This window comes from Pelorhabdus rhamnosifermentans, assembly GCF_018835585.1.
Taxonomy (GTDB): Bacteria; Bacillota; Negativicutes; order UMGS1260; family UMGS1260; genus Pelorhabdus; species Pelorhabdus rhamnosifermentans.
The window spans coordinates 160,234-180,804 of sequence record NZ_JAHGVE010000001.1 but is presented as its reverse complement, the minus strand read 5'-3'; the positions used below and the strand labels follow the sequence as shown (position 1 = coordinate 180,804).

The 20,571-nt window shown below is 42.0% G+C and carries 22 protein-coding genes; 3 read left to right on the top strand and 19 right to left on the bottom strand.

From position 1 onward, the window contains the following. Window positions 1–34 precede the first annotated feature (34 nt). The 4 genes from murQ to Ga0466249_RS00880 form a co-directional block, all read right to left on the bottom strand. The gene (gene murQ / locus Ga0466249_RS00895; RefSeq protein WP_215827551.1) at window positions 35–946 is read right to left on the bottom strand and encodes an N-acetylmuramic acid 6-phosphate etherase; all 912 of its coding nucleotides are present in this window, start codon (window positions 944–946) and stop codon (window positions 35–37) included. Between the two features lie 39 nt (window positions 947–985). After that, complete coding sequence (locus tag Ga0466249_RS00890) at window positions 986–1,894, bottom strand: N-acetylglucosamine kinase (protein WP_215827550.1); 909 nt, start codon at window positions 1,892–1,894, stop codon at window positions 986–988. Window positions 1,895–1,997: 103 nt separating this feature from the next. Further along, a complete protein-coding gene (locus tag Ga0466249_RS00885) occupies window positions 1,998–3,086 on the bottom strand; it encodes a DUF871 domain-containing protein (RefSeq protein WP_215827549.1) in 1,089 nt (362 codons plus the stop codon). Next, window positions 3,083–4,444 carry a PTS transporter subunit EIIC gene (locus Ga0466249_RS00880; protein ID WP_215827548.1) on the bottom strand — a complete coding sequence of 454 codons (1,362 nt, stop codon included), beginning with the start codon at window positions 4,442–4,444 and terminating at the stop codon, window positions 3,083–3,085. Before Ga0466249_RS00880 ends, Ga0466249_RS00885 begins: the two co-directional genes overlap by 4 nt. A 250-nt stretch (window positions 4,445–4,694) precedes the next feature. On the opposite strand from Ga0466249_RS00880, the gene Ga0466249_RS00875 reads away from it, so the two are divergent. Continuing rightward, window positions 4,695–5,366, top strand: coding sequence for a LexA family protein (locus Ga0466249_RS00875; protein ID WP_215827547.1), 672 nt, complete (start codon window positions 4,695–4,697; stop codon window positions 5,364–5,366). Window positions 5,367–5,436: 70 nt separating this feature from the next. Here the strand turns inward: Ga0466249_RS00875 and Ga0466249_RS00870 are convergent, their stop codons facing one another. The 10 genes from Ga0466249_RS00870 to deoR all read right to left on the bottom strand — a co-directional run bounded on the left by Ga0466249_RS00870 (window position 5,437) and on the right by deoR (window position 14,190). After that, a complete protein-coding gene (locus Ga0466249_RS00870) occupies window positions 5,437–5,643 on the bottom strand; it encodes a hypothetical protein (RefSeq protein WP_215827546.1) in 207 nt (68 codons plus the stop codon). A 146-nt stretch (window positions 5,644–5,789) separates the two neighbouring features. Further along, window positions 5,790–6,404 carry a hypothetical protein gene (locus Ga0466249_RS00865; RefSeq protein WP_215827545.1) on the bottom strand — a complete coding sequence of 205 codons (615 nt, stop codon included), beginning with the start codon at window positions 6,402–6,404 and terminating at the stop codon, window positions 5,790–5,792. A gap of 343 nt (window positions 6,405–6,747) precedes the next feature. Beyond that, a complete protein-coding gene (locus tag Ga0466249_RS00860) occupies window positions 6,748–6,945 on the bottom strand; it encodes a helix-turn-helix domain-containing protein (RefSeq protein ID WP_215827544.1) in 198 nt (65 codons plus the stop codon). A 534-nt stretch (window positions 6,946–7,479) separates the two neighbouring features. After that, complete coding sequence (locus Ga0466249_RS00855) at window positions 7,480–7,839, bottom strand: hypothetical protein (RefSeq protein ID WP_215827543.1); 360 nt, start codon at window positions 7,837–7,839, stop codon at window positions 7,480–7,482. 465 nt (window positions 7,840–8,304) lie between these two features. Further along, window positions 8,305–9,606 (bottom strand): pyrimidine-nucleoside phosphorylase, encoded by a 1,302-nt coding sequence (locus Ga0466249_RS00850; RefSeq protein WP_215827542.1) that lies wholly within the window; start codon window positions 9,604–9,606, stop codon window positions 8,305–8,307. Window positions 9,607–9,631: 25 nt separating this feature from the next. Then, complete coding sequence (gene deoB / locus Ga0466249_RS00845; RefSeq protein WP_215827541.1) at window positions 9,632–10,816, bottom strand: phosphopentomutase; 1,185 nt, start codon at window positions 10,814–10,816, stop codon at window positions 9,632–9,634. 27 nt (window positions 10,817–10,843) lie between these two features. Further along, on the bottom strand, window positions 10,844–12,019 hold the full coding sequence (locus Ga0466249_RS00840) for a NupC/NupG family nucleoside CNT transporter (protein WP_215827540.1): 1,176 nt from the start codon (window positions 12,017–12,019) through the stop codon (window positions 10,844–10,846). A gap of 26 nt (window positions 12,020–12,045) precedes the next feature. Then, window positions 12,046–12,450 (bottom strand): cytidine deaminase, encoded by a 405-nt coding sequence (locus Ga0466249_RS00835; RefSeq protein WP_215827539.1) that lies wholly within the window; start codon window positions 12,448–12,450, stop codon window positions 12,046–12,048. 14 nt (window positions 12,451–12,464) lie between these two features. Then, window positions 12,465–13,109: a deoxyribose-phosphate aldolase gene (gene deoC / locus Ga0466249_RS00830; RefSeq protein WP_215827538.1), complete on the bottom strand. Its 645-nt coding sequence runs from the start codon at window positions 13,107–13,109 to the stop codon at window positions 12,465–12,467. 145 nt (window positions 13,110–13,254) lie between these two features. After that, entirely contained in the window at window positions 13,255–14,190 is a 936-nt protein-coding gene (deoR, locus tag Ga0466249_RS00825) for a DNA-binding transcriptional repressor DeoR (protein ID WP_215827537.1), read from the bottom strand. A gap of 205 nt (window positions 14,191–14,395) precedes the next feature. Between deoR and Ga0466249_RS00820 the strand changes: the two genes are divergently transcribed. Then, the gene (locus Ga0466249_RS00820) at window positions 14,396–14,683 is read left to right on the top strand and encodes a type II toxin-antitoxin system Phd/YefM family antitoxin (protein ID WP_215827536.1); all 288 of its coding nucleotides are present in this window, start codon (window positions 14,396–14,398) and stop codon (window positions 14,681–14,683) included. Next, window positions 14,676–14,981 carry a type II toxin-antitoxin system RelE/ParE family toxin gene (locus Ga0466249_RS00815; RefSeq protein ID WP_215827535.1) on the top strand — a complete coding sequence of 102 codons (306 nt, stop codon included), beginning with the start codon at window positions 14,676–14,678 and terminating at the stop codon, window positions 14,979–14,981. The genes Ga0466249_RS00820 and Ga0466249_RS00815 overlap by 8 nt, the downstream gene beginning before the upstream one ends. Before the next feature lie 122 nt (window positions 14,982–15,103). Here the strand turns inward: Ga0466249_RS00815 and ppdK are convergent, their stop codons facing one another. The 5 genes from ppdK to rfbD all read right to left on the bottom strand — a co-directional run bounded on the left by ppdK (window position 15,104) and on the right by rfbD (window position 20,567). Further along, the gene (ppdK, locus tag Ga0466249_RS00810) at window positions 15,104–17,761 is read right to left on the bottom strand and encodes a pyruvate, phosphate dikinase (protein WP_215827534.1); all 2,658 of its coding nucleotides are present in this window, start codon (window positions 17,759–17,761) and stop codon (window positions 15,104–15,106) included. Further along, window positions 17,762–18,601: a pyruvate, water dikinase regulatory protein gene (locus tag Ga0466249_RS00805; protein WP_215827533.1), complete on the bottom strand. Its 840-nt coding sequence runs from the start codon at window positions 18,599–18,601 to the stop codon at window positions 17,762–17,764. Window positions 18,602–18,782: 181 nt separating this feature from the next. After that, on the bottom strand, window positions 18,783–19,076 hold the full coding sequence (locus Ga0466249_RS00800; protein ID WP_215827532.1) for a hypothetical protein: 294 nt from the start codon (window positions 19,074–19,076) through the stop codon (window positions 18,783–18,785). A 151-nt stretch (window positions 19,077–19,227) separates the two neighbouring features. After that, the gene (locus Ga0466249_RS00795; RefSeq protein ID WP_215827531.1) at window positions 19,228–19,656 is read right to left on the bottom strand and encodes a VanZ family protein; all 429 of its coding nucleotides are present in this window, start codon (window positions 19,654–19,656) and stop codon (window positions 19,228–19,230) included. Window positions 19,657–19,739: 83 nt separating this feature from the next. Then, the gene (gene rfbD, locus Ga0466249_RS00790; RefSeq protein ID WP_215827530.1) at window positions 19,740–20,567 is read right to left on the bottom strand and encodes a dTDP-4-dehydrorhamnose reductase; all 828 of its coding nucleotides are present in this window, start codon (window positions 20,565–20,567) and stop codon (window positions 19,740–19,742) included. Window positions 20,568–20,571: the final 4 nt, after the last annotated feature.

Genomic DNA, 20,571 nt, shown 5'->3' with positions numbered 1-20,571 from the left:
AAATATTCTTCTACAATTTAAACGATTCCTTCTTTTATTCTTCTGTGTCCACGCTTAATGCCTTACGAATAACCCCCTGGGCTTTTTCCAATCGTATCTTAGCTTCTTCCATCGTACATGCTTTTTTACTCATAACGATTGCCAGTTTAGGATTATAGTTAGCCTGTTCCAAAAATTTCTTAGCCTGCTCTATGGAAACTCCGGCAGCCTGGGCAACAATCCTTTTAGCCCGTTCCACAAGTTTCACATTGCTCGCCTGCACGTCTACCATCAAATTTCCGTACACTTTTCCCATTTGGATCATCGCGGCGGTCGTAATCATATTCAGTACCAATTTTTGTGCCGTGCCGGCTTTCAGACGAGTAGAACCAGCTATGGCCTCCGGACCTACCAACGGTGTAATGGCTATCTTGGCTATATCACTGATGACCGAATTGGGTGAACAACTAATTGCCACGGTGGTCCCGCCCAGTCCGTTGGCATACTTTAGTCCGCCTACAACGTAGGGTGTACGCCCACTAGCGGCAATACCAACCAAAACGTCCTTCTCTGATAAACCGATTGCCCGCAATTGTTTAATGGCTTCTTCCTCATCATCCTCAGCACCTTCAATCGCCTTGCGTAAAGCCCGATCGCCGCCAGCAATCAGACCGATAACCAACCTTTCATCAACCCCAAAGGTTGGCGGACATTCGGAAGCATCCAGGACTCCAAGCCGACCGCTTGTCCCTGCACCTATGTACACCAGCCGCCCACCCTTCCGCAGTGATTCAACCACTTTGTCAATGGCCATAGCAATATTGGGTATTTCCCTTTCCACAGCATAGGCCACTATTTTATCCTCATCACTAAGTAACTGTAGCATCTCCGTAGTCCTTAACTGATCAATATTCTCCGTTTTAGGATTTCTTTGTTCTGTCATCAAACTCTCTATATTACCTGCCAAACTATTTCACCTCGTTCGTATTTCTTATCACTTACCACTTCACTTCAAAGCTTGCAGTGCCAGCATGATCGCGCCGGATACAGGTTCAGCCTCAGAACATACAATGTCCGTTTTGTCTTGCAGCTTAGCAATAACCCGCTCGCGTACCGGTAAAATTTTTTGCAGAATACTGCCGAATAACACCAGTTTTATCTCCGGAGCAGCAGCAAATCCCCTGGCAATAACAGCTTCAATCAAAGCTATTATTTGATCCGCTGTATCATTTAAAATATCAATAGCTACCACATCACCAGCCTCTGCAGCATTCGCCACTACTTTGCTGAGTACAGCCAACTGATTCTTGGTTGTCTGCGGATGATAGATGAAAGTAATTAAATCATCAAAAGATGTGATCTGCAAAAAAGCGAGAATGTCAGTTAGCAGAATAGTAGGCTGCTCCAACCCTTCTGCCGCTTTAATACTGCGCACCAGGGCTTGCCTGGCTATATAGTAGCCACTGCCTTCATCGCTGACCACATGTCCCCAGCCACCAGCTCGAAAACATTCACCTTGTGCATTTACACCATAGGCAATGGAACCTGTGCCAGAAATAGCCACAATTCCTTCCAACTTACCAACTCCAGCAGCCAAAGCAATTTCGGCATCATTGCAGAGCATGTAACGTCCTTTTAGCCCCAAATCATCCAATATTATGCCAATACTCACCTTATCCTGCTGTCGATCCATACCTGCCAGTCCAAAAGTAATAAATTGCAAATCACTGCGTTCCAGACCCGTAGTCGCAAATTCATCCAGCATGTCACGAATAAGCTGACGAAATCTAACATTGCCAATAACATGATGATTCGAAGGTCCTTTTTCTACTTTCGACAGGATTTTACCATTCCGATCCGCAGCCCACCCTCGGGTCTTGCTGCCGCCTCCATCAATCCCTAATACCCATTCCATTATTTATGAAATCTCTCCTATCATCTCGCATCAGTTGAAGACGATCTTTATTACTGTATTGAATCGGTTCAAAAATTGCACCTCATATCATCTCACGTAATGCTTATTTTTTTGTAACCTCCTTGAAGCAAAATGAGCAGCCGGGCCGAATGTACTCCAACAAAAATAATTCCTCCTGGATCACTTGTGCCACCACATTTGTTCTCGCGTCAATTGGCAATTCGTTGCATACCACTTGTAATTCACCCATATAACGAAGATAATCGACATTATCAATAGTGACCGCACCACGAACGCGGGGTAAAGGTGACCGTTTCATAATGGTTTCACGACACAAACCGCGAGCCTCTTGAGAACGGATAACATGTTCACCCGGATCATTACGATTGGTATGTCTGGCGAAAAGTATCGCTCGTTCCATGTTACTAATGCCAAGTTTTATTTCAACTGCAAGTTCAATACAGTGTTCATCTAACGCAGCCACTCCGGCTAGCTCTTCATTAGAAGCAAAGGGATCGCCGAAAATGATTCCATCAACCAGTTTACTGGCCAAAAAATGTTTAGCAGCAATAACCGGATTCAGATATCGGTGTTGCTCTAAAGACGGCACCCCCTCATTTATCGGCCCCCTGGGGTTGTTATGTGAAGCAATAAAAGCGGCTACCGGTATGCCATAATGATGAAGAAGCTGTGACTGCTCGGCAAAAAAGCGGTACGACAATCCAGTCTCCGGACGAGGATAAAAGTTGTGACAAGCCCGCAAACGGGTAATGTCGATTCCCTCATTCACAATAGTACTAAGTGTCTTATTGTCAATTGTGCTGGCGTTCAGCTCGATATTGAATTTACTTTCTTTAACCAATCGGGCAGTTTCCTGAAAGTTAAACCCGAAATCCAGACGCAGCGTATCAATACCGAGTCTAAATAAATCATCGATATTGTTCGACGTTATCCCCAGCAACTCAAATGAAACTGGAGAAATGTCAGCTGTTATGCGAAATCCTAACTGCTTTGCATATTTGACCAACTTGGTAAATTCGCGCAAAAGATTTTGACTGTCAGCCTCTGGAATGTGTAAGGAAGTGAATATCCGAGAATAGCCATATTGACGTGCAGAAAATAAGTATTCCCGAATAGCATCTTCCTTGTCTCCCATACCGACGTAAATGGATATACCTCTTTCTACCATCATGAATCACCTCTCCCTGTTTGCCAATTTTCATCCTTAGGATCATCAAAACCAACAAACCAAGTAATCACAAAGCCCGCAACATAAGCAATGAAAATACCGATTAAATAATACATAATGCCACCGGGCTTAATCAGAAACGCTAATGGCAGCCCGGAGATACCTAATGCAATGGACTTAACCTGCATAAGCGCCTGGAAGGCACCACCAAATCCAGCTCCAATGCAGGCCGTAATGAAAGGACGTCCCAAAGGCAAAGTAACACCGAAAATGAGTGGTTCCCCGATACCAAGAAAGCCTACCGGCAGTGCTCCTTTCACTACTTCCTTGAGCTGTTTATTTTTTGTTTTAAAATAAACAGCGACAGAAGCCCCAACTTGACCACCACCAGCCATGGCCAATATCGGTAAAAGCGGATTCTCCTTCAATGTATTTAAAAATTCCATGTGAATCGGTGTCAACCCTTGATGCAGTCCGGTCATAACTATCGGCAAAAAAGTTCCGGCCAAAACAAAGCCAGCGAAAGCACCCCCGGTACTTATCATGATTTTAAAGAATCCCACAATGCCGTCTGATAAATATCCGCCTAGTGGCTGCAATATATAATATGTAGCGAATCCTGTAATAAGCAAAGCTAATGTTGGAGTTACGATGATGTCGATAGCATTTGGAACAAATTTGCGCAAACGCTTTTCCAGCATGCTCATAAGCCAAGCTACCAACAGTACTCCAATAATACCACCACGTCCGGGGACTAACGCCAGTCCATTGATTTTTATAGAAGCAATGCCTGGGTTGATAATCAAAACACCAGCTAAGCCACCCATAGCAGGCGTCCCGCCGAATTCTTTGGCAGTATTGATTCCAACGAAAACCCCTAAATAGGAGAAGATGCCCCAGCCGATTACATTTAATATGGCAATAAAAGTACCCTGTGGATCGGTGCCAAACCGAATGGCAATATTCGTTAGACCGGCAACCATACCGGAGCCAACAATGGCTGGTATCAACGGCACAAAAACGCTAGATAATTTCTGTAAAAACAATTTGAAAGGAGTACGGTTTTTATCATCGCGTGCAGCTTTCATATCAGTAACTTCTCCCATTGTCCGATTGGTCAAATTGCTAAACTCTGCAGCTACCTTATTTACTATACCCGGCCCGAGAATAATTTGAAGTTGTCCTGTCTGTTCCAATACGCCCAAAACGCCTGGAATTTCTTTAAGCTTAATCCTATCGACTTTTTCCAAGTTAACTAGTGTCAGTCTTAGCCTAGTCATACAGTGCGTTGCACTGGCAATATTCTCTATTCCGCCAACGGCATTCATAATTTGTTGAGCCATTTCTTTCTCTTTTGCCATGATTCCATCCCCCGTAAAATTTCAAATCAAGATAACATTTACTGTTTTTTTCAAGTAGTCCCTCATTTATGAACTGAAAATTTCTAGCTTACTTGTTATTTTATAATATTTTGTGTCAGGTTGAAAAATTTTTTCAACAGACTACCTAAAAGGTAGTCGTTACATCCCAGCCATATTTTTCAGCTCTGTCATGAGTAACTAGATTTTTGTAATCGCCATACCAGGTTTCCAGATAAAGTTGAGAATTCATATGATGAACAACGATGGCGCGATATCCTTTAAAGCCCTGGTTACCATCCAGTGTACCATATTCACTACTCCACCAGGTAAGGTGGTCGCCATTTTCATTAGGAAGATTGAGATTCGCGTAACAACCGACTGGCTGCTAAAAGGAACCGGCCCTGACCCGGAGAACAAGAACGTGATTCCCGTGTTCGATATCATCCCCGCCAACATTGACACTTTGAATCATGATCTTACCGCGTCCTTTATGGATTCTCCACCAGAAATTGAGGCAGACTTTGCTTGTCAAATTAATCAGGACAATATGAAGCTGATTGGCATCGACAAAGGAGATCTGGCGTTCTTTCGCAAAACCGAAACTCCCCAGCCCGGTCAGATCATTGCCACACATAAAATCAACGAAGCCGGAGTGCTGACGCTTCATTTTTTAGCCAAAAAAAATAGCCAAGCGATACTTCGCTCAGCTAATCTGAATCATGAAGATATTCCATTGACCGGAGAGGATGTCCTTGACGGCGTCTTAATTGCCTTACTAAAAAATCTGTTCCTTCTCTCGACGATTATGAAAAATAGTCCGATGTCATCCTGCTTGCTAATCAAAATAGCATTTCTCCATCCTTCGTCAAACAGTTTCTTGAACAGCAAATTAAAATGTCCAAGGCCCTCAAGAAATGAATAAAGTTCAAATTTAAATCAAACAAGGAGCAAATTGATCTGCTCCTTGTTTGATTATTCATATTAATATTTTATTATTCTGCGTCGACTAGAAGCTTCACCTGAGCTCCTGGCGCCGCATCTGTCACCTTGACCATTGTTGGCAAGATACCCCCCTGTGTAATTCGAACTCTTTCGTTCAGCTGGTTCAATACTGCCACTGACCATTGAAATTCTAAGTGCTGATTGGTAAATTGAACTGTTGCGCTTTCACCTTGCATTAATTTTACACATGCTGGCATCTCGCCTTCATACAAGTACAAAGTGCCAGGTACTAGTACCTCATTGTTACCTATTGTTGGATGTAACATTTTTATTTTCCCCTTTTCTATTTGATTTATTTACTTAACTGCGTCATATGAATCTTGCATTGCCAATCAATTCCGCCTTACATTTTTACAAACTTTCCAACCTTAGAGTCATATTTGATCGTCATATTTTCATCTGTAGTAAAGTCTAATTCTAAAACCTGACTTTTAATATGCGAGATTACCATGCCGTCGTCTGTATCAGATTCCATGTAGATGATGATTTTTTCATGTGGAATGAATGTGGCTGACTCGTTTTGCAATACCGTTATAGCATTTACTGGATTTCCTTCAAACGTAACCCCATTCGCTATTACATCTTGTGCTAAACCAAAGACCAAAGCATCATAGTCTGTCATATTATTGGTAATTTCGTACATATTGCTTTCAAGTGCTGGGTCATCTGTCGGAGAATTAAAGACACCATTCTCAAACGTATAACTCTGCTTATCAACTGCAGTTGTAAAAGAAGCTTTTGTAATCTTTACCTTTCCCTGAATCTCATTGGTAGAGGAATACAAACCATAGTTTTCCTTCCATGCAACAGTGTTAATTTCAAATGGAGAAAATGTTACCCAAGCCAATTTGTTTGTGCTATCTTCCCCCGTTTTTACAATTACAACTTTTTGTTTTAATTTATTAAATTGTTTAACCGTTTCACTATCAATCAATGCTTTAAGACTATAATTAGCCAAATTAATCGCTCCCTTTTTGATTTTTTTACTAACCTTCTTATGACCATTCAAAGGGCCACATAGGCTAATAAATCTATTTTGGTAAGAATTTAACTCTCCAGTATCTTATTGTCTTGATTTTTCTAATGATTACAGACCGTTAGATATTTCTAAGTAAAAAATCATTTTTTTAAACCCTGCCCATAAATCATCACCTCCTCCCGATATACTGAAAGTTTAAAATCTTACAATGACAAGATAACATAGATCCAAAACCCTATGGTGTTTTATGGAAAAAATAATAAAAATAAAAAATCCCTACTTTTGTAGGGATGATTTCTGACATCGATAAGTAATTTATTTTTCATCGTTGATCTTTATAAAGTTCTTTGATGTCAACCCCTAATCCACGTGCTAATTGGCATAGTACAAATACGGTAGGGTTTCTGCTCTCATTTTCAATAGCACTAATCATACTTTTACTCACCCCAGAATATATCGATAATTGTTTTTGTGTCATTCCTTTCAACTTACGCTTATCTTTCAACGTATACGTAATCATCAAGTACCCTCCCTCTTTTATAACTCTCAAATTATTACAATAATAATGTAACATTAAACATGTCTACCATGGTATTTTTTGTAAAAACGTAGAATAATTTTGCATTCCCACACTCCATTATTTAGCCAAAAATAGCCAAGCGATACTTCGCTCAGCTAATCCCGATCACAAAGATATTCTACTGACCTCAAACGATGTCCTCGACGGCGCTTGATTGCCTTGCTAAAAAGAGCTGTTCCCTCGCTCAACGATTATGAAAAATGGTCCAAGGCCATCCCGAAACCGAAAAAAGATGAATAACATGCGCCTGAATTTTCAGGCGCATGTTATTCATCTCAATTTTCCAATGCTGATTAATCCATTCTTTGATACGCAGATATAGAAAGTCCTAAGACTACAATTTCATCCTGATGATATTCTAAAATATATTCATTTAATCGTAATAACAAAAGCATGGTAGCAATACCAACTCTTCGGATATAAATGTGTTCATTACCAGATGTTAAACAATGTGCGATTCTCAAAAAAACACGTCTAACGGTAATTAAAATTTTTAATATTAGCCAAAGTATAAACTGTCCTGTTAATTTGACCGATTATTTCTAACGAATCTAACCCAAATGGTTTTTCTTCCATTTCCTCGTCTTTTTTTTGTCCCTGTGAAGAATTTTCTTTTTTTTGCTTCTTCTGATCTGAATCAGTATCTGGATTTACATTGATTTGAACTGTCATCGTTAAGTTAATTGGCTTAGATCTGACTCTGATTTCTTTTTCATCTTCCCAAACCGTAACTGACATGTTATTAATTATTTTGCCATGACCGTGACCACCGACATGATGAACAAGCGCAGCATTTTGAATTTGATTCTGTATGAATGACATGTCATTAGACATTAAAAATCACCTCGTCAATAAATTTTTATACAATATTTGTAGAAAATCCGTCATATGAGGCACCCCCGATCGGTGCATAAGTGAAATCCACATTCTATACCAAAAGATTCCGTATTTAATTTCCTGCAAACAAGTACTTATATAAGTATGACTCATAATTGTGACAAATTAATGACAAATTAATCCAAGCCTTTACAACCACACTTTGCTATTCCCGCCAGTCTGGCTATTCCGAGTTGCCACTCCTTCTATATTCTTAAATTTTCTCTGCCTTCTTCAAATAGTGCCTATTTATTCATTCCCCCGCACAATACTACGATATATTACGCTTAGATTTTTGACTCAAAAGAACCGTCCCTGCGATTCTAAAAAGAACCGTCCCTGCGATTCTACAAAAAAAGAAACAGGACAATGTTGAAACTTTCGCTTCAGCACTGTCCTGTTTCGTTACAAAGGAACAAAAATTTATTCTGTTACAATGCCGTGTATAAGCACGGGCGATTGTCCCTGATCTGCAATGTGGATATTTCCGTAAATTTTCTTGAGCACATCGTCAACATTGGGACGGTTCGAGTGAATAGTTACAAGAGACTCACCGCTTTTCACCTGATCACCCACTTTTTTATTCAGCATTAAGCCTACAGCCAGATCAATCTTTGATTCTTTTGTCGCACGCCCTGCTCCCAGAAGCATGGCAGCCGTTCCAATGGCATCGGCAACAATTTCTGCCACCACACCCGTCTTTTTAGCCGGTACTTCAATCAAATAAGCAGCTTGCGGCAATTTTTCAGTATGATCTACGATCGAAGCGTCCCCACCCTGATTAGCTATGAACTCCTTAAATTTTGCTAGCGCCTTGCCACTCTGGATGACTTCTTTCAACATTTGCTCTGCTTGCTCCAGCGAATCCGCTTTATTAGCCAAATACACCATTTGCCGACCAAGCGCCAGACAAAGTTCTTCTAAGTCCTTTGGACCTTTGCCTTGTAAAGTATCAATGGCTTCCTTCACTTCAAGAGCATTCCCGATGGCAAAGCCGAGAGGCTGGCTCATATCAGAAATAACAGCCATTGTTTTACGTCCCACATGGTTGCCAATGCTGACCATGGCATGTGCCAATTCTTTGGCATCTTCTAGCGTTTTCATAAATGCGCCAGCCCCGGTTTTTACATCTAAAACAATCGCATCTGATCCGGCAGCAATCTTTTTACTCATAATCGAACTGGCAATAAGTGGAATTGAATTAACAGTAGCCGTGACATCACGCAAAGCATAAAGTTTCTTATCTGCCGGTGTTAAGTTGCCTGTTTGTCCAACAACAGCAATTTTAGCTTTATTAACTAGATTGATAAACTCTTCTTTACTAATTTCCACATGAAAACCCTGGATTGACTCGAGTTTATCAATTGTTCCACCGGTATGTCCAAGGCCACGTCCTGACATTTTAGCAACCGGAATACCCAAAGCTGCTACGAGCGGCGCAAGTACCAATGTTGTCGTATCACCAACGCCTCCTGTTGAATGTTTATCCACTTTTATTCCTTCGATAGTAGATAAATCAATCGTATCCCCGGAATGAACCATCGCCATCGTTAGATCTGCCCGTTCACGTTCCGTCATATCTTGAAAAAAAACAGCCATGGCAAATGCACTCATTTGATAATCAGGAATTTCGTCCTTGGTAAAACCTTCAATAATAAAAGATATTTCTTCGGTTGTTAATTCCTTGCCATCACGTTTCTTTTCAATCAAATCTACCATTCGCATGACAATTCCTCCTCAAATTGATTCATTATTGCAAGTCCACAAAAAAGCTTGTTCCGTATGCCGGCCTTTTCACCTGAAAATTCTCGGCCACCGTCGCACCGATATCGGAAAAAGTTGTCCGCATCGGCAATTCCTTCCCCAGCGCAAAGCGGTGCGAATACACCAATAAAGGTACATATTCCCGAGTATGATCGGTGCCGCGATAAGTTGGATCATTCCCGTGATCAGCCGTAATAATCAGTAAATCCTCCTTCGTCATCTTGGCCAATACCTCCGGCAGGCGAGCATCATATTCCTCCAAGGCTTTTCCGTAGCCCCGAGGATCACGCCGATGTCCGTAAGAAGCATCAAAATCCACCAAGTTCAGAAAACTAATACCCGTAAATTCTTCATCAAAATTGGCAATCCATTTGTCCATGCCATCCATATTCGACAAGGTCCGAATAGCTTTGGTTACTCCCTCGCCATCATAAATATCGGCAATTTTGCCAAGGGCGATGACATCATAGTGAGCATCCTTTAACTCATTCATTACGGTACGGTCAAACGGTTTCAGCGCATAGTCATGACGATTGGCAGTACGGGTAAAGTTACCGGGTTCCCCCACAAAAGGGCGGGCAATAATCCGACCTAACCGGTAAGGATCATCCAGGGTAATCTTTCGGCAAAATGCGCAAATTTCATAGAGCTCTTGTAAGGGAACTACTGATTCATGGGCGGCAATTTGCAAAACTGAATCAGCTGATGTATAAACGATGAGTGCCCCTGTTTTCATGTGCTCGGCACCCAGTTCTTTGATAATTTCCGTTCCACTTGCCGGCTTGTTGCCAATCACCTTGCGGCCAGTTTTTTCTTCGATACGCTTAATTAAATCTGCTGGAAATCCATCAGCAAATACCCGGAAGGGTGTATCCAGATAAAGGCCCATCATCTCCCAATGCCCTGTCAGTGTATCTTTGCCCCGCGATGCTTCCTGCATTTTCGTGTAATAGGCCAAAGGCCGGGCGACTGATTGCGTCCCTTGAATCTTACGAATATTAAAAAATCCCAGTCGCTCCATATTTGGCATCTTTAATCCGCCGCATTCCCGCACAATATGTCCCAAAGTATCGACACCAAAATCATTGAATTTTGCTGCATCAGGTGCTTCTCCAATTCCGACAGAATCCATTACAACTAAATGAATTCGTTTAAATTTTATTGCTTTCATCCTAGCTGTCTCCTTGTTCTGTTTGACCTAAATAAATAATCCGGCAATCGTTGCCGACAATACACTGACTAAAGTTGCCCCATAAACCAATCGTAACCCGAAACGCGCCACTACATTACCTTGTTTTTCATGCAAGGCTTTCACTGCACCGGTAATAATTCCGATAGATGAAAAGTTGGCAAAAGATACTAGGAATACCGAAACAATTTCTACTGTCCGACCCGAAAGATTGGCATTTCGTGACAAATCAATCATAGCTACAAATTCATTGGACACTAGTTTGGTCGCCATAATACTTCCGGCTGGCACGATATCTTGCAGCGGTACGCCAATAATAAAAGCAAGTGGAGCAAAAATATAACCCAATAGTTCTTGGAACGAGATACCTAAAATTCCTTTAAAAATTGCATTGATCATCGCAATTAAAGCAATAAATCCAATCAACATGGCTGCCACAATAACGGCTACTTTGAAACCATCCATAATATATTCACCAAGCATTTCAAAAAAAGATTGCTTAGCTTCTTCCCGCACTTGCAAAACATCATCTTCTGCTACACTATAAGGATTAATAATCGACGAGATGATAAATCCACCAAATAAATTGAGCACTAACGCTACCACGACACACCTAGGTTCAATCATCTTCATATAAGCCCCAACAATAGACATGGACACCGTCGACATGGCTGAAGCACACAAAGTGTATAAACGATGCTCAGGCAGCAAACCAATTTGTTTTTTTAAGGAAATAAAAACTTCTGACTGCCCTAAAACAGCCGAAGCTACAGCATTATAGGATTCTAACTTTCCCATACCATTAATTTTACTTAAAATCAATCCACTATACATAATGAATAATGGTAAAACTCTGATATATTGCAAAATTCCAATCAACACTGAAATAAATACAATCGGCAGCAATACTGAGAAGAAAAATGCGACTTGGCCTTCTTTCGCAATGCTGCCAAAAACAAAGCCGATACCCTCCATGGCAAAAGCAATTAATTTTTCAAAAGTGGTGGCAAATCCTCTGATAAGAAACTCGCCTACTCCGGTATTTAATAATACAAATGCTAAAACGATCTGCAACCCCACCATCATGACAAGCGGACGATAACAGATCTTTTTCTTGTCATTGCTTACAATATAGGCGAGAAAAAATGTAACAATGAATCCTAGAACTGCTATTAAATATTGCATAGCTTCCTCCTAAGACAATCAATTTTTCACCCCTTATTTTTTTCCATATCACCCGCCCGGAAAGCGCCAGGCAGCAATTGATCCATCGTCCATTCCTCCGTATTGCCATGTAAATTGGCCAAATAAATCTTCGTGTCTTGATCACAGAATTCTGCCATCACTTGACGACAGGCCCCGCAAGGAAAAAGCGGTCCTTCCGTATCGCCTACAACAGCAATCGCTTCGATCTTATGTTCACCTTCAGAAACAGCTTTAAAAATAGCTGTCCGCTCGGCACAATTCGTTAATCCGTAAGATGCATTTTCAATATTACACCCCCGATAAATCTTGTGGCTGCTCGTATACACCGCTGCGCCTACCAAAAAATTAGAATATGGCGCATAAGCATTTTCACGCGCTTCCTTTGCCGCTTGAATCAATTGGTCTTTCACTGTAAAATTCCTCCCTACCCTTCGATTATTTTCACACCTGAACTGGTACCAATTCTTGTTGCACCTGCAGCAATCATTTTTTTCATATCATCCAGACTGCGAACACCACCCGAAGCTTTCACGCCAACATGTTCACCGACGATTTTGCGCATCAGTCTCACATCTTCAAGAGTTGCTCCGCCAGTAGAAAAACCAGTAGAAGTTTTTACAAAGTCAGCCCCGGCCTTCACAGCCAATTCACAGGCACAAATTTTTTCCTCCTCGGATAATAAACAAGTTTCGATAATCACCTTAACCAGAGCTTTCCCCTTGGCTGCCTCAGCAACCGCTTTCACGTCCTTTTCCACAAGGACGGAATCGCCGTCTTTTAAGGCCCCAATATTGATGACCATGTCTACTTCCGTGGCACCTTTGGCAATGGCGTCTTTCGCTTCAAAAGCTTTTGATTCAGAAGTTGTTGCTCCCAGAGGAAAACCAATCACCGTGCAAACCTTGACTTTTGTACCCGCCAATTGCTGAGCTGCAAATTCTACCCAAGTGGAATTGATACACACCGAAGCAAATTCATATTTTTTGGCTTCGGCTATTAAATTCTCAATATCTCTTTTATTCGCATCTGCCCTTAATAATGTGTGATCAATCATCGCTGCTAAATTCATCTTATTAACCCCTCGTAATGTTATGATCCTTGCTATTTTCATTTTTATTATAGCGCGCTTATGAACATATGTAAATTGAATTTTGAAAATTTGTTCAAATGAAAAATCCTGCTAGTAACTACTAACAGGACCTCTCTCTAATCTTTTACTCTAATAATGCCTTCGCAGTAAATTTGTCAGTAACAAGCATATTCGCATATTTGCCAGCAAGTGCAGCTCGAATCGCTTCAATTTTCCGCAATCCACCAGCAACTAAAATAGATTTCTCTTTCTTGTGCAGTTCCGATAAAGCGATACCGACAGTACGATTATTAATTTCTTCACTACATAGATTTCCTTGTGCATCAATAAATCGGGAACAAATATCACCAACTCCCGTGTGCTGCAGTAATTTCCATTCTTCTTTCGTAAAATAGCCGAGTCGAGATAAAAGTGCGTCTTCTTTTACCGTCCCCACTGTAAAAACTGCAATATTCGCTTGTTTTCCCATTTCGATGATTCGTTGGATGTGCCGATCTTGTTCGACCAGTTGCTTGATGTCGGCACTTTCAAAAATAACCGGGAGCGGCAAATAACGAGCCACCGTCTTAAATGCTTCAGCAAATAAAATTACCGTTTCTGCAGCATAGGTATTAATTTTGGAATGACTCACTCCACCTTTTAATTGTACAACCTCAACACCCTTGACTTCCTTTGGCATAAGATTGAGTGCCACAGAATACATCGTCATCCCCCAAGTGACACCAATGATATCACCATCTTGAACAATTTCACCTAGAAACTCGACAGCCTTCTTACCGATATTCTTTCTTATTTCTTCATATTCATTTATGGGCGCATAACACACTTGTACAGTTTCAAGCTGGTATTTTTTTTTGAGTTTTTTTGCCAACACACCAAGATCTTCAAGCGGATCGATAATATCAACCCGAACGTAGCCTTGTTCCTTAGCATACTGCAACAATCGTGAGACCGTGGGGCGCGACACCCCCAATTGTGTAGCAATTTGTTGCTGACTATAATCAGCTTGATAGTAAAGTCTTGCTGCTTCGATACTTAACCGTTGTTTTTCAATATCCATTTTATTCAACCTACTTATCGTAATCTTCAGTTATTAAAAAAAAATAAGCGTACCCTGTTAGTATAAACGATTTAATCTAAATTCTCAAAGACACTCCATTTTTTAGCCGAAAAAAATAATAGGAGGATGTTGAAACTTAATCCTAATTGATAAGTTAGCATAATTATGATAAAATTACGTTAAACTGAACTGTGAGGTGAAAAACATGCCCCAGATTAGACCTGTATCAGATTTAAGAAATAACTTTGCTGACATTTCAAGGATTGTTCATGAAACTGCTGAGCCAGTGTTCCTGACCAAAAATGGTTATGGAGACATGGTTGTTATGAGCATGGAAGCCTTTGAACGTCACCAATTTGAAAGTGAAGTTTATTTCAAATTAAAAGAAGCTGAACTGGAAGCCAAAACAACAAATAAGCGATATTCGCACAAAGAAGTGTTTGATGAATTAAGAGCAAAACTTTCTGAAGGGTCGAACTCTGATAATGTTTGAAATCAGATATTTGCCTTGGGCAAGGAAAGATTTAACAGCTATTACAACCTACATTGCAGATTATCTAAAAGCACCAAAAGCAGCAATAGATTTGTTAGATGCACTAGATCAATCGATATTCAGACTTGAACAGTTTCCCTATTCCTGCAAGGTATATCAACCGATCAAAGTATTGGAAGATGAATACAGGCTTTTATCCGTCCAGAATTATGCTGTTTTCTATGTGGTCAAAGAACAGGTTGTTGAAATTCATCGGGTCGTCTATGCCAAAATGAATTTGAGCAAAATTATAAAGTAATGGTAAATAGTCACAACTGATTCATAGCAAAATAAAATGCTTGCTAAAAAATAGCAGGACGGTGTTGAAACTTTCGTTTCAACACCGTCCTGCTTTTCTTTAACAAGCTATCTTGCTACTATTTATCTTGTTCCGATATTCTCCCCCGTGCTAATGGCGGCCTGAGCGGCAGCTAAGCGGGCAACAGGTACGCGATAAGGCGAGCAGCTTACATAATCGAGGCCAATTTCATGGCAAAATTCTACGGAGCTCGGCTCGCCGCCGTGTTCACCGCAAATACCAATCGTCATATTCGGGCGAGTCTTGCGACCCCCGGCGACAGCAATCTTCATCAGCTTACCGACGCCCTCGCGGTCAAGAGCAATAAAGGGACTTTCTTTGAAAATTTTATGCTGAATATACTGCGACAGGAATTTGCCTTCCGCATCGTCACGGCTAAAGCCCAGCGTCGTCTGTGTCAGGTCATTCGTACCAAAGCTGAAGAACTCAGCCACCTCGGCAATCTCATCCGCAAGCAGTGCTGCACGGGGCAGCTCAATCATGGAACCCGCCGTGTAAGAAAAATCAACGCCTGCCGCCTGTTTTACTTCGTCAGCAAGAACGGCCATACGTTCTATAAAGAACCGCATTTCCTTCACATCAATAGGCAGGGGAATTTCAATTTCAGGTATCACTGTGTAACCTTCCTTGACAAGCCGGGCTACAGCCTGGAAAATGGCCTTCATCTGCATATCGTAAATTTCCGGATAAGTGAGTCCGAGACGGCAGCCGCGATGCCCCAGCATGGGATTGAATTCCTGAAGGCTGCGCACCTTCTTTAACAGCTGGCTCTTTTCTTCCAGCAACGCCGGATTATTCCCGCGTACCCGTAGTTCCGTTGTCTCGACAAGCAATTCTTCCAGGCTCGGCAAAAATTCATGTAACGGCGGGTCCAAGAGCCGAATCGTCACCGGATAGCCGTCCATGGCCTTCAAAATTCCATAGAAATCGCCTTCCTGCATCGGTAGCAGATGATCCAATGCCGCCTGCCGTTCGTCAAGCGTTTCAGCCAAAATCATTTGCTGCACATAAGGCAAACGATCCTGTCCCATAAACATATGCTCTGTCCGTGTCAATCCAATGCCCTGGGCACCGAATTCACGCGCTTTAAGCGCATCTTCCGGCGTATCGGCATTGGCCCTGACAGTCAGTTTTTTAAAAGAATCGGCCCATTCGAGAACAGTCAGATACTCCGACGACAAGGTTGGCTCACGCATCGGAACGGCACCCACAATAACCCGGCCTGTTGCACCGTCAATCGAAATGATATCTCCCTGAGCCACTGTCGTATTGCCGACAGTAAATTCCTTTTTAGCATAATCAATACGAATGGCATCGCAGCCGCATACACAAGGTTTCCCCATGCCGCGGGCTACAACAGCCGCATGACTTGTCATACCGCCCCGGCTAGTCAGAACGCCTTGCGCTGCCACAATGCCATGAATATCATCCGGTGTCGTCTCATTGCGAACAAGCAGCACTTGGCTGCCATTCTTCGCCCATTTTTCCGCTTCATCAGCATCAAACACGACCTGCCCGGATGCGGCACCAGGCGAAGCAGGAAGCCCCGTCGCAATAACATCAAGCTTGACTGAATCATCAATGCCCCGATGCAATAGTTGATCCAACTGATTCGGCTCCACAAGCAACAAGGCATCTTTCTTATCAATTAATCCCGAATCCACCATGTCATAGGCCACCTTAACGGCAGCAGCAGCCGTTCGTTTGCCATTACGCGTCTGAAGGATATAAAGAGTACCTTGTTCCACTGTAAACTCAATGTCCTGCATGTTTTTGTAATGACTTTCCAATTGACGCGCAATAGCAGCAAACTGCTTGTAAATTTCCGGCATCTCATCAGCAAGCTTAGCAATAGGTTGAGGCGTCCGAATGCCAGCCACCACATCTTCGCCCTGCGCGTTTGTCAGATATTCGCCATAAAGGACGTTTTCCCCTGTCGAAGGATTACGCGTGAAGGCCACACCGGTACCGGAAGTATCACCGCGATTGCCAAATACCATGGTCTGAATATTAACAGCCGTACCCAAGTCATGAGAAATTTTATTCAGATTACGATAAACAATAGCCCGATCATTATTCCAAGAGCGAAAAACTGCTTCAATAGCCATAAATAGCTGTTTAAGCGGCTCTTCAGGGAAAGGCTTCCCTGTTTTATCCCACACAAGCTGCTGGTAATCCTCAATAATGGCCCGTAAAGACTCTTCCGTCAGCTCCTGATCATATTTAACACCTTGCTTTTCCTTATGGGAAGCTAAGATATGTTCAAATTCATACTTTGGAATTTCCAGAACAACATCACTAAACATCTGGATAAACCGACGATAGGAGTCATAAGCAAAGACCTGACTTCCCGTAATCTTAGCTACACTCTCAACGGTCTGCTCATTCAGCCCCAGATTGAGAATCGTATCCATCATGCCTGGCATAGAAAACATAGCACCCGAACGAACAGATACAAGTAAGGGATCAGCTAGATTACCCAATTTCTTGCCGCTCTTCTCCTCCACAATTGCAAGATTTTGCTTAATTTCATCACTGAGACCATCCGGAAGTTTACCTCCAGCCTGATAATAGGCATTGCAAGCTTCTGTCGTAATAGTCATGCCTGTCGGCACAGGCAGACCTATATTCGTCATCTCGGCCAGATTAGCCCCTTTGCCGCCTAGCAGCGCCTTCATGTCCGCCCGGCCCTCCTGGAACAAATAAACGTACTTTTTCATTTACTTTTCCCCCTTCCGATAAATCTCCATAATCATTGCTGCCGTCTCTTCAACAGCTTTATTTGTCACGTCAATGACGGGACAGCCAATCTTTTTCATTATCCTTGCGGCATACTCCAACTCAGCTAAAATCCGTTCTAAATTCGCATAATCCGTCATGGCCGACAGCTTCATGGACTTAAGTCTTTCCTTGCGAATTTCATAAAGCTGCATAGGCTTAATAGTAAGACCAATAATCTTTTGCACAGGTACTTTAAACAATTCTTCCGGAATGGGTGATTCAGGCACAAGGGGCACATTGGCCGCCTTAAATCCCTTATGAGCCATGTACATGCATAAGGGGGTTTTCGATGTACGCGATACGCCGGTAAAAACAATATCAGCCTTCAAAATCCCGCGCGGTTCTTTGCCGTCATCAAATTTCACGGCAAATTCAATGGATTCAATGCGATTAAAATAGGCTTCGTCAATTTTCCGAATTAAGCCAGGTTGATTTTTTGGTACCAGCTTGGTAACATCCTCCAGCATTACCATGACAGGCCCCATAATGTCCACACAAACTAACTGAAGTTTATCTGCTGTTACTTCCAAGTATTTTTTGAGTTCCGGTGTTACAAGCGTATAAGCCACAGCCGCATCAACCTGAGCCGCTTCTTTTAGCGCCTCATCAATCTCTTTTGTCGTACTTATGTAAGGAACACGTCGAATATCGAATTGCCCTGAGTCAAACTGGCTTGATGCGGCTTTTACCACCACCTCGCCTGTCTCCCCGATGGAATCGGATAGCACATAAATAACGGCGATACAATGCGAATAGCGTGTAATCGTTTTCACCTCCATAATATTTACAGATTATGTCTATTAGAAAAATCAGTTAATTATGTTTAAAAAAATTCAATCCGCTATTTTTATATTTTATTATGGTTATATTATACATCAATTTCCAGATAAAATACAAATATTTGGATAAATAAAAGACTTCTACTAAATAAAACTCTAGTAGAAGTTAAAGTTATTTTCACTATTTTACTTGCTTCAACATGTGAATCTCTACTTCATGTTGAGAAGAATCAGCAGCCAATTTGCGAAGCCACTCCGTATGCAGTTGCTGTACGTTCGCAATAGCAACAATATCCTCTTTTGTCGCTAAATGCGCAATAGATTCCTTTGTCAGTGTCGTCACCTTCAGACCATCCACTTCTACACCTAAAGTTTCAACATTGTGCATCAGCCCACGAATCAGCTGAGTATTTTCATCTAACTGTCCTTCGATTCTCTCCAGACGAGCCTCTATCTTATCAAACCGCTCGTCCATTTTGTCCTAGCGCGCTTCCATCCTATCCAACCGTTCGTCTATCCTATCCAGACGATCAACAATTTTATTCTGGCCCGCTAATAGCTGCTTCAAAAGCTCTTCCATACTTCTCCCGCCCCTTCACTCTAACTCTATTTTAGCACGCTTAAAGTTAGGGAGCAATTCCATTCTTAAATTTGCGCCATAACATAACAAAAATAATAGCTGATAATGTATCTAAAATCACATCACCCAGTCGACTACTGCGTCCCGGAACAAAATACTGATGAAATTCATCGCAACCCGCTGCTACTGCCGTCAAAAAGATCGTCCAATAAAATGATTTTTTCGTAGCAAAATACAATGCCACACCCAAAGTACCAAAAGCAACTACATGGCTAAGCTTATGCAAAACAAAATCAGGATGCAGGCTAAACATATAGGAAAAAAAGCCATCCTGCCCGATGCGAAAGGTGTATTGATTAAGATACCCCATGAGCCATACAGGAAGCAACTGCTCATTCATCAGATGCAAAGAAGGAATACTCGACAGGCAATAAATAATGACAAGAAGAACAAAAACAGGCAACCAACGACGCACAATCAAACAACTCCAGTTTTATAATATGAAAGACAACGTAATATACATGTTCGGATGCTGCGAAAATAGGCACATATGGAATGTCACCTATTCAAATACTCTGCGAGTGCCTCCTGCCAGCTTCTCATCGGATCGCCCACCATCATGCGCAGCATATAATTATCCAATACAGAATGGGCGGGTCGTTTTGCCGGACGGGGAAACTCTTCTGTCGTTACAGGTACAACTTGAATATTTTTTCCGGCCAGCCGGAAAATTTGACAGGCAAATTCATACCACGAGCATTGTCCCTGACAAGTTGTGTGATACGTGCCATAGGCATCAGTTGCAAGCAATTTGAAAATTGCTGCTGTTAAATCTACAGTAGAAGTGGGTGTCCCAACCTGATCTTCTACCACCCGTAATATATCATTACTTTCAGCCAACCGAAGCATGGTACGCACAAAGTTATTGCCCTCGCCATACAGCCAGGCAGTCCGCATGATATAATGGCGGCCTAATATTTCCTTAACAAGCTGTTCCCCTTGTAATTTCGTAATGCCATAGACAGTTTTTGGGTTCGTCGCATCAAATTCGCGATAAGACTGCTGATTCTCTCCGTCAAACACGTAATCTGTGCTTACATACACCATGCGCGCCCCTGTCTCCAAACAGCCGGCAGCAAGATTTTGCGTTCCTATGACATTGACGCGAAAGGCGCCATCGAAATCTGCTTCCGCTCCATCCACATTGGTATACGCTGCACAATGAATCACTGCAGCTGGCTTTAACTCACGCATAAATTTGGCTACCGCAGCACCATTTGTAATATCAAGCGTATCATAGTCAGTTAAAATAAGTTCATGATCCATGCCCTGTCTGGCGACTTCTCTGCCCAGCTGCCCATGGGCACCTGTCACTAATATCTTCACACCT

Excerpts from the sequence above, each read along its gene's own strand:
- Ga0466249_RS00840 (WP_215827540.1), bottom strand. The coding sequence starts at position 12,019 with ATGCAATATTTAATAGCAGTTCTAGGATTCATTGTTACATTTTTTCTC.
- Ga0466249_RS00885 (WP_215827549.1), bottom strand. The coding sequence starts at position 3,086 with ATGATGGTAGAAAGAGGTATATCCATTTACGTCGGTATGGGAGACAAG.
- Ga0466249_RS00815 (WP_215827535.1), top strand. The coding sequence starts at position 14,676 with ATGTTTGAAATCAGATATTTGCCTTGGGCAAGGAAAGATTTAACAGCT.
- Ga0466249_RS00875 (WP_215827547.1), top strand. The coding sequence starts at position 4,695 with ATGATGAACAACGATGGCGCGATATCCTTTAAAGCCCTGGTTACCATC.
- Ga0466249_RS00855 (WP_215827543.1), bottom strand. The coding sequence starts at position 7,839 with ATGTCTAATGACATGTCATTCATACAGAATCAAATTCAAAATGCTGCG.
- Ga0466249_RS00890 (WP_215827550.1), bottom strand. The coding sequence starts at position 1,894 with ATGGAATGGGTATTAGGGATTGATGGAGGCGGCAGCAAGACCCGAGGG.
- ppdK (WP_215827534.1), bottom strand. The coding sequence starts at position 17,761 with ATGAAAAAGTACGTTTATTTGTTCCAGGAGGGCCGGGCGGACATGAAG.
- deoC (WP_215827538.1), bottom strand. The coding sequence starts at position 13,109 with ATGAATTTAGCAGCGATGATTGATCACACATTATTAAGGGCAGATGCG.
- Ga0466249_RS00800 (WP_215827532.1), bottom strand. The coding sequence starts at position 19,076 with ATGGACGAGCGGTTTGATAAGATAGAGGCTCGTCTGGAGAGAATCGAA.
- Ga0466249_RS00860 (WP_215827544.1), bottom strand. The coding sequence starts at position 6,945 with ATGATTACGTATACGTTGAAAGATAAGCGTAAGTTGAAAGGAATGACA.
- deoR (WP_215827537.1), bottom strand. The coding sequence starts at position 14,190 with ATGGATATTGAAAAACAACGGTTAAGTATCGAAGCAGCAAGACTTTAC.
- Ga0466249_RS00820 (WP_215827536.1), top strand. The coding sequence starts at position 14,396 with ATGCCCCAGATTAGACCTGTATCAGATTTAAGAAATAACTTTGCTGAC.
- Ga0466249_RS00880 (WP_215827548.1), bottom strand. The coding sequence starts at position 4,444 with ATGGCAAAAGAGAAAGAAATGGCTCAACAAATTATGAATGCCGTTGGC.
- Ga0466249_RS00850 (WP_215827542.1), bottom strand. The coding sequence starts at position 9,606 with ATGCGAATGGTAGATTTGATTGAAAAGAAACGTGATGGCAAGGAATTA.
- Ga0466249_RS00805 (WP_215827533.1), bottom strand. The coding sequence starts at position 18,601 with ATGGAGGTGAAAACGATTACACGCTATTCGCATTGTATCGCCGTTATT.
- deoB (WP_215827541.1), bottom strand. The coding sequence starts at position 10,816 with ATGAAAGCAATAAAATTTAAACGAATTCATTTAGTTGTAATGGATTCT.
- Ga0466249_RS00870 (WP_215827546.1), bottom strand. The coding sequence starts at position 5,643 with ATGCCAGCATGTGTAAAATTAATGCAAGGTGAAAGCGCAACAGTTCAA.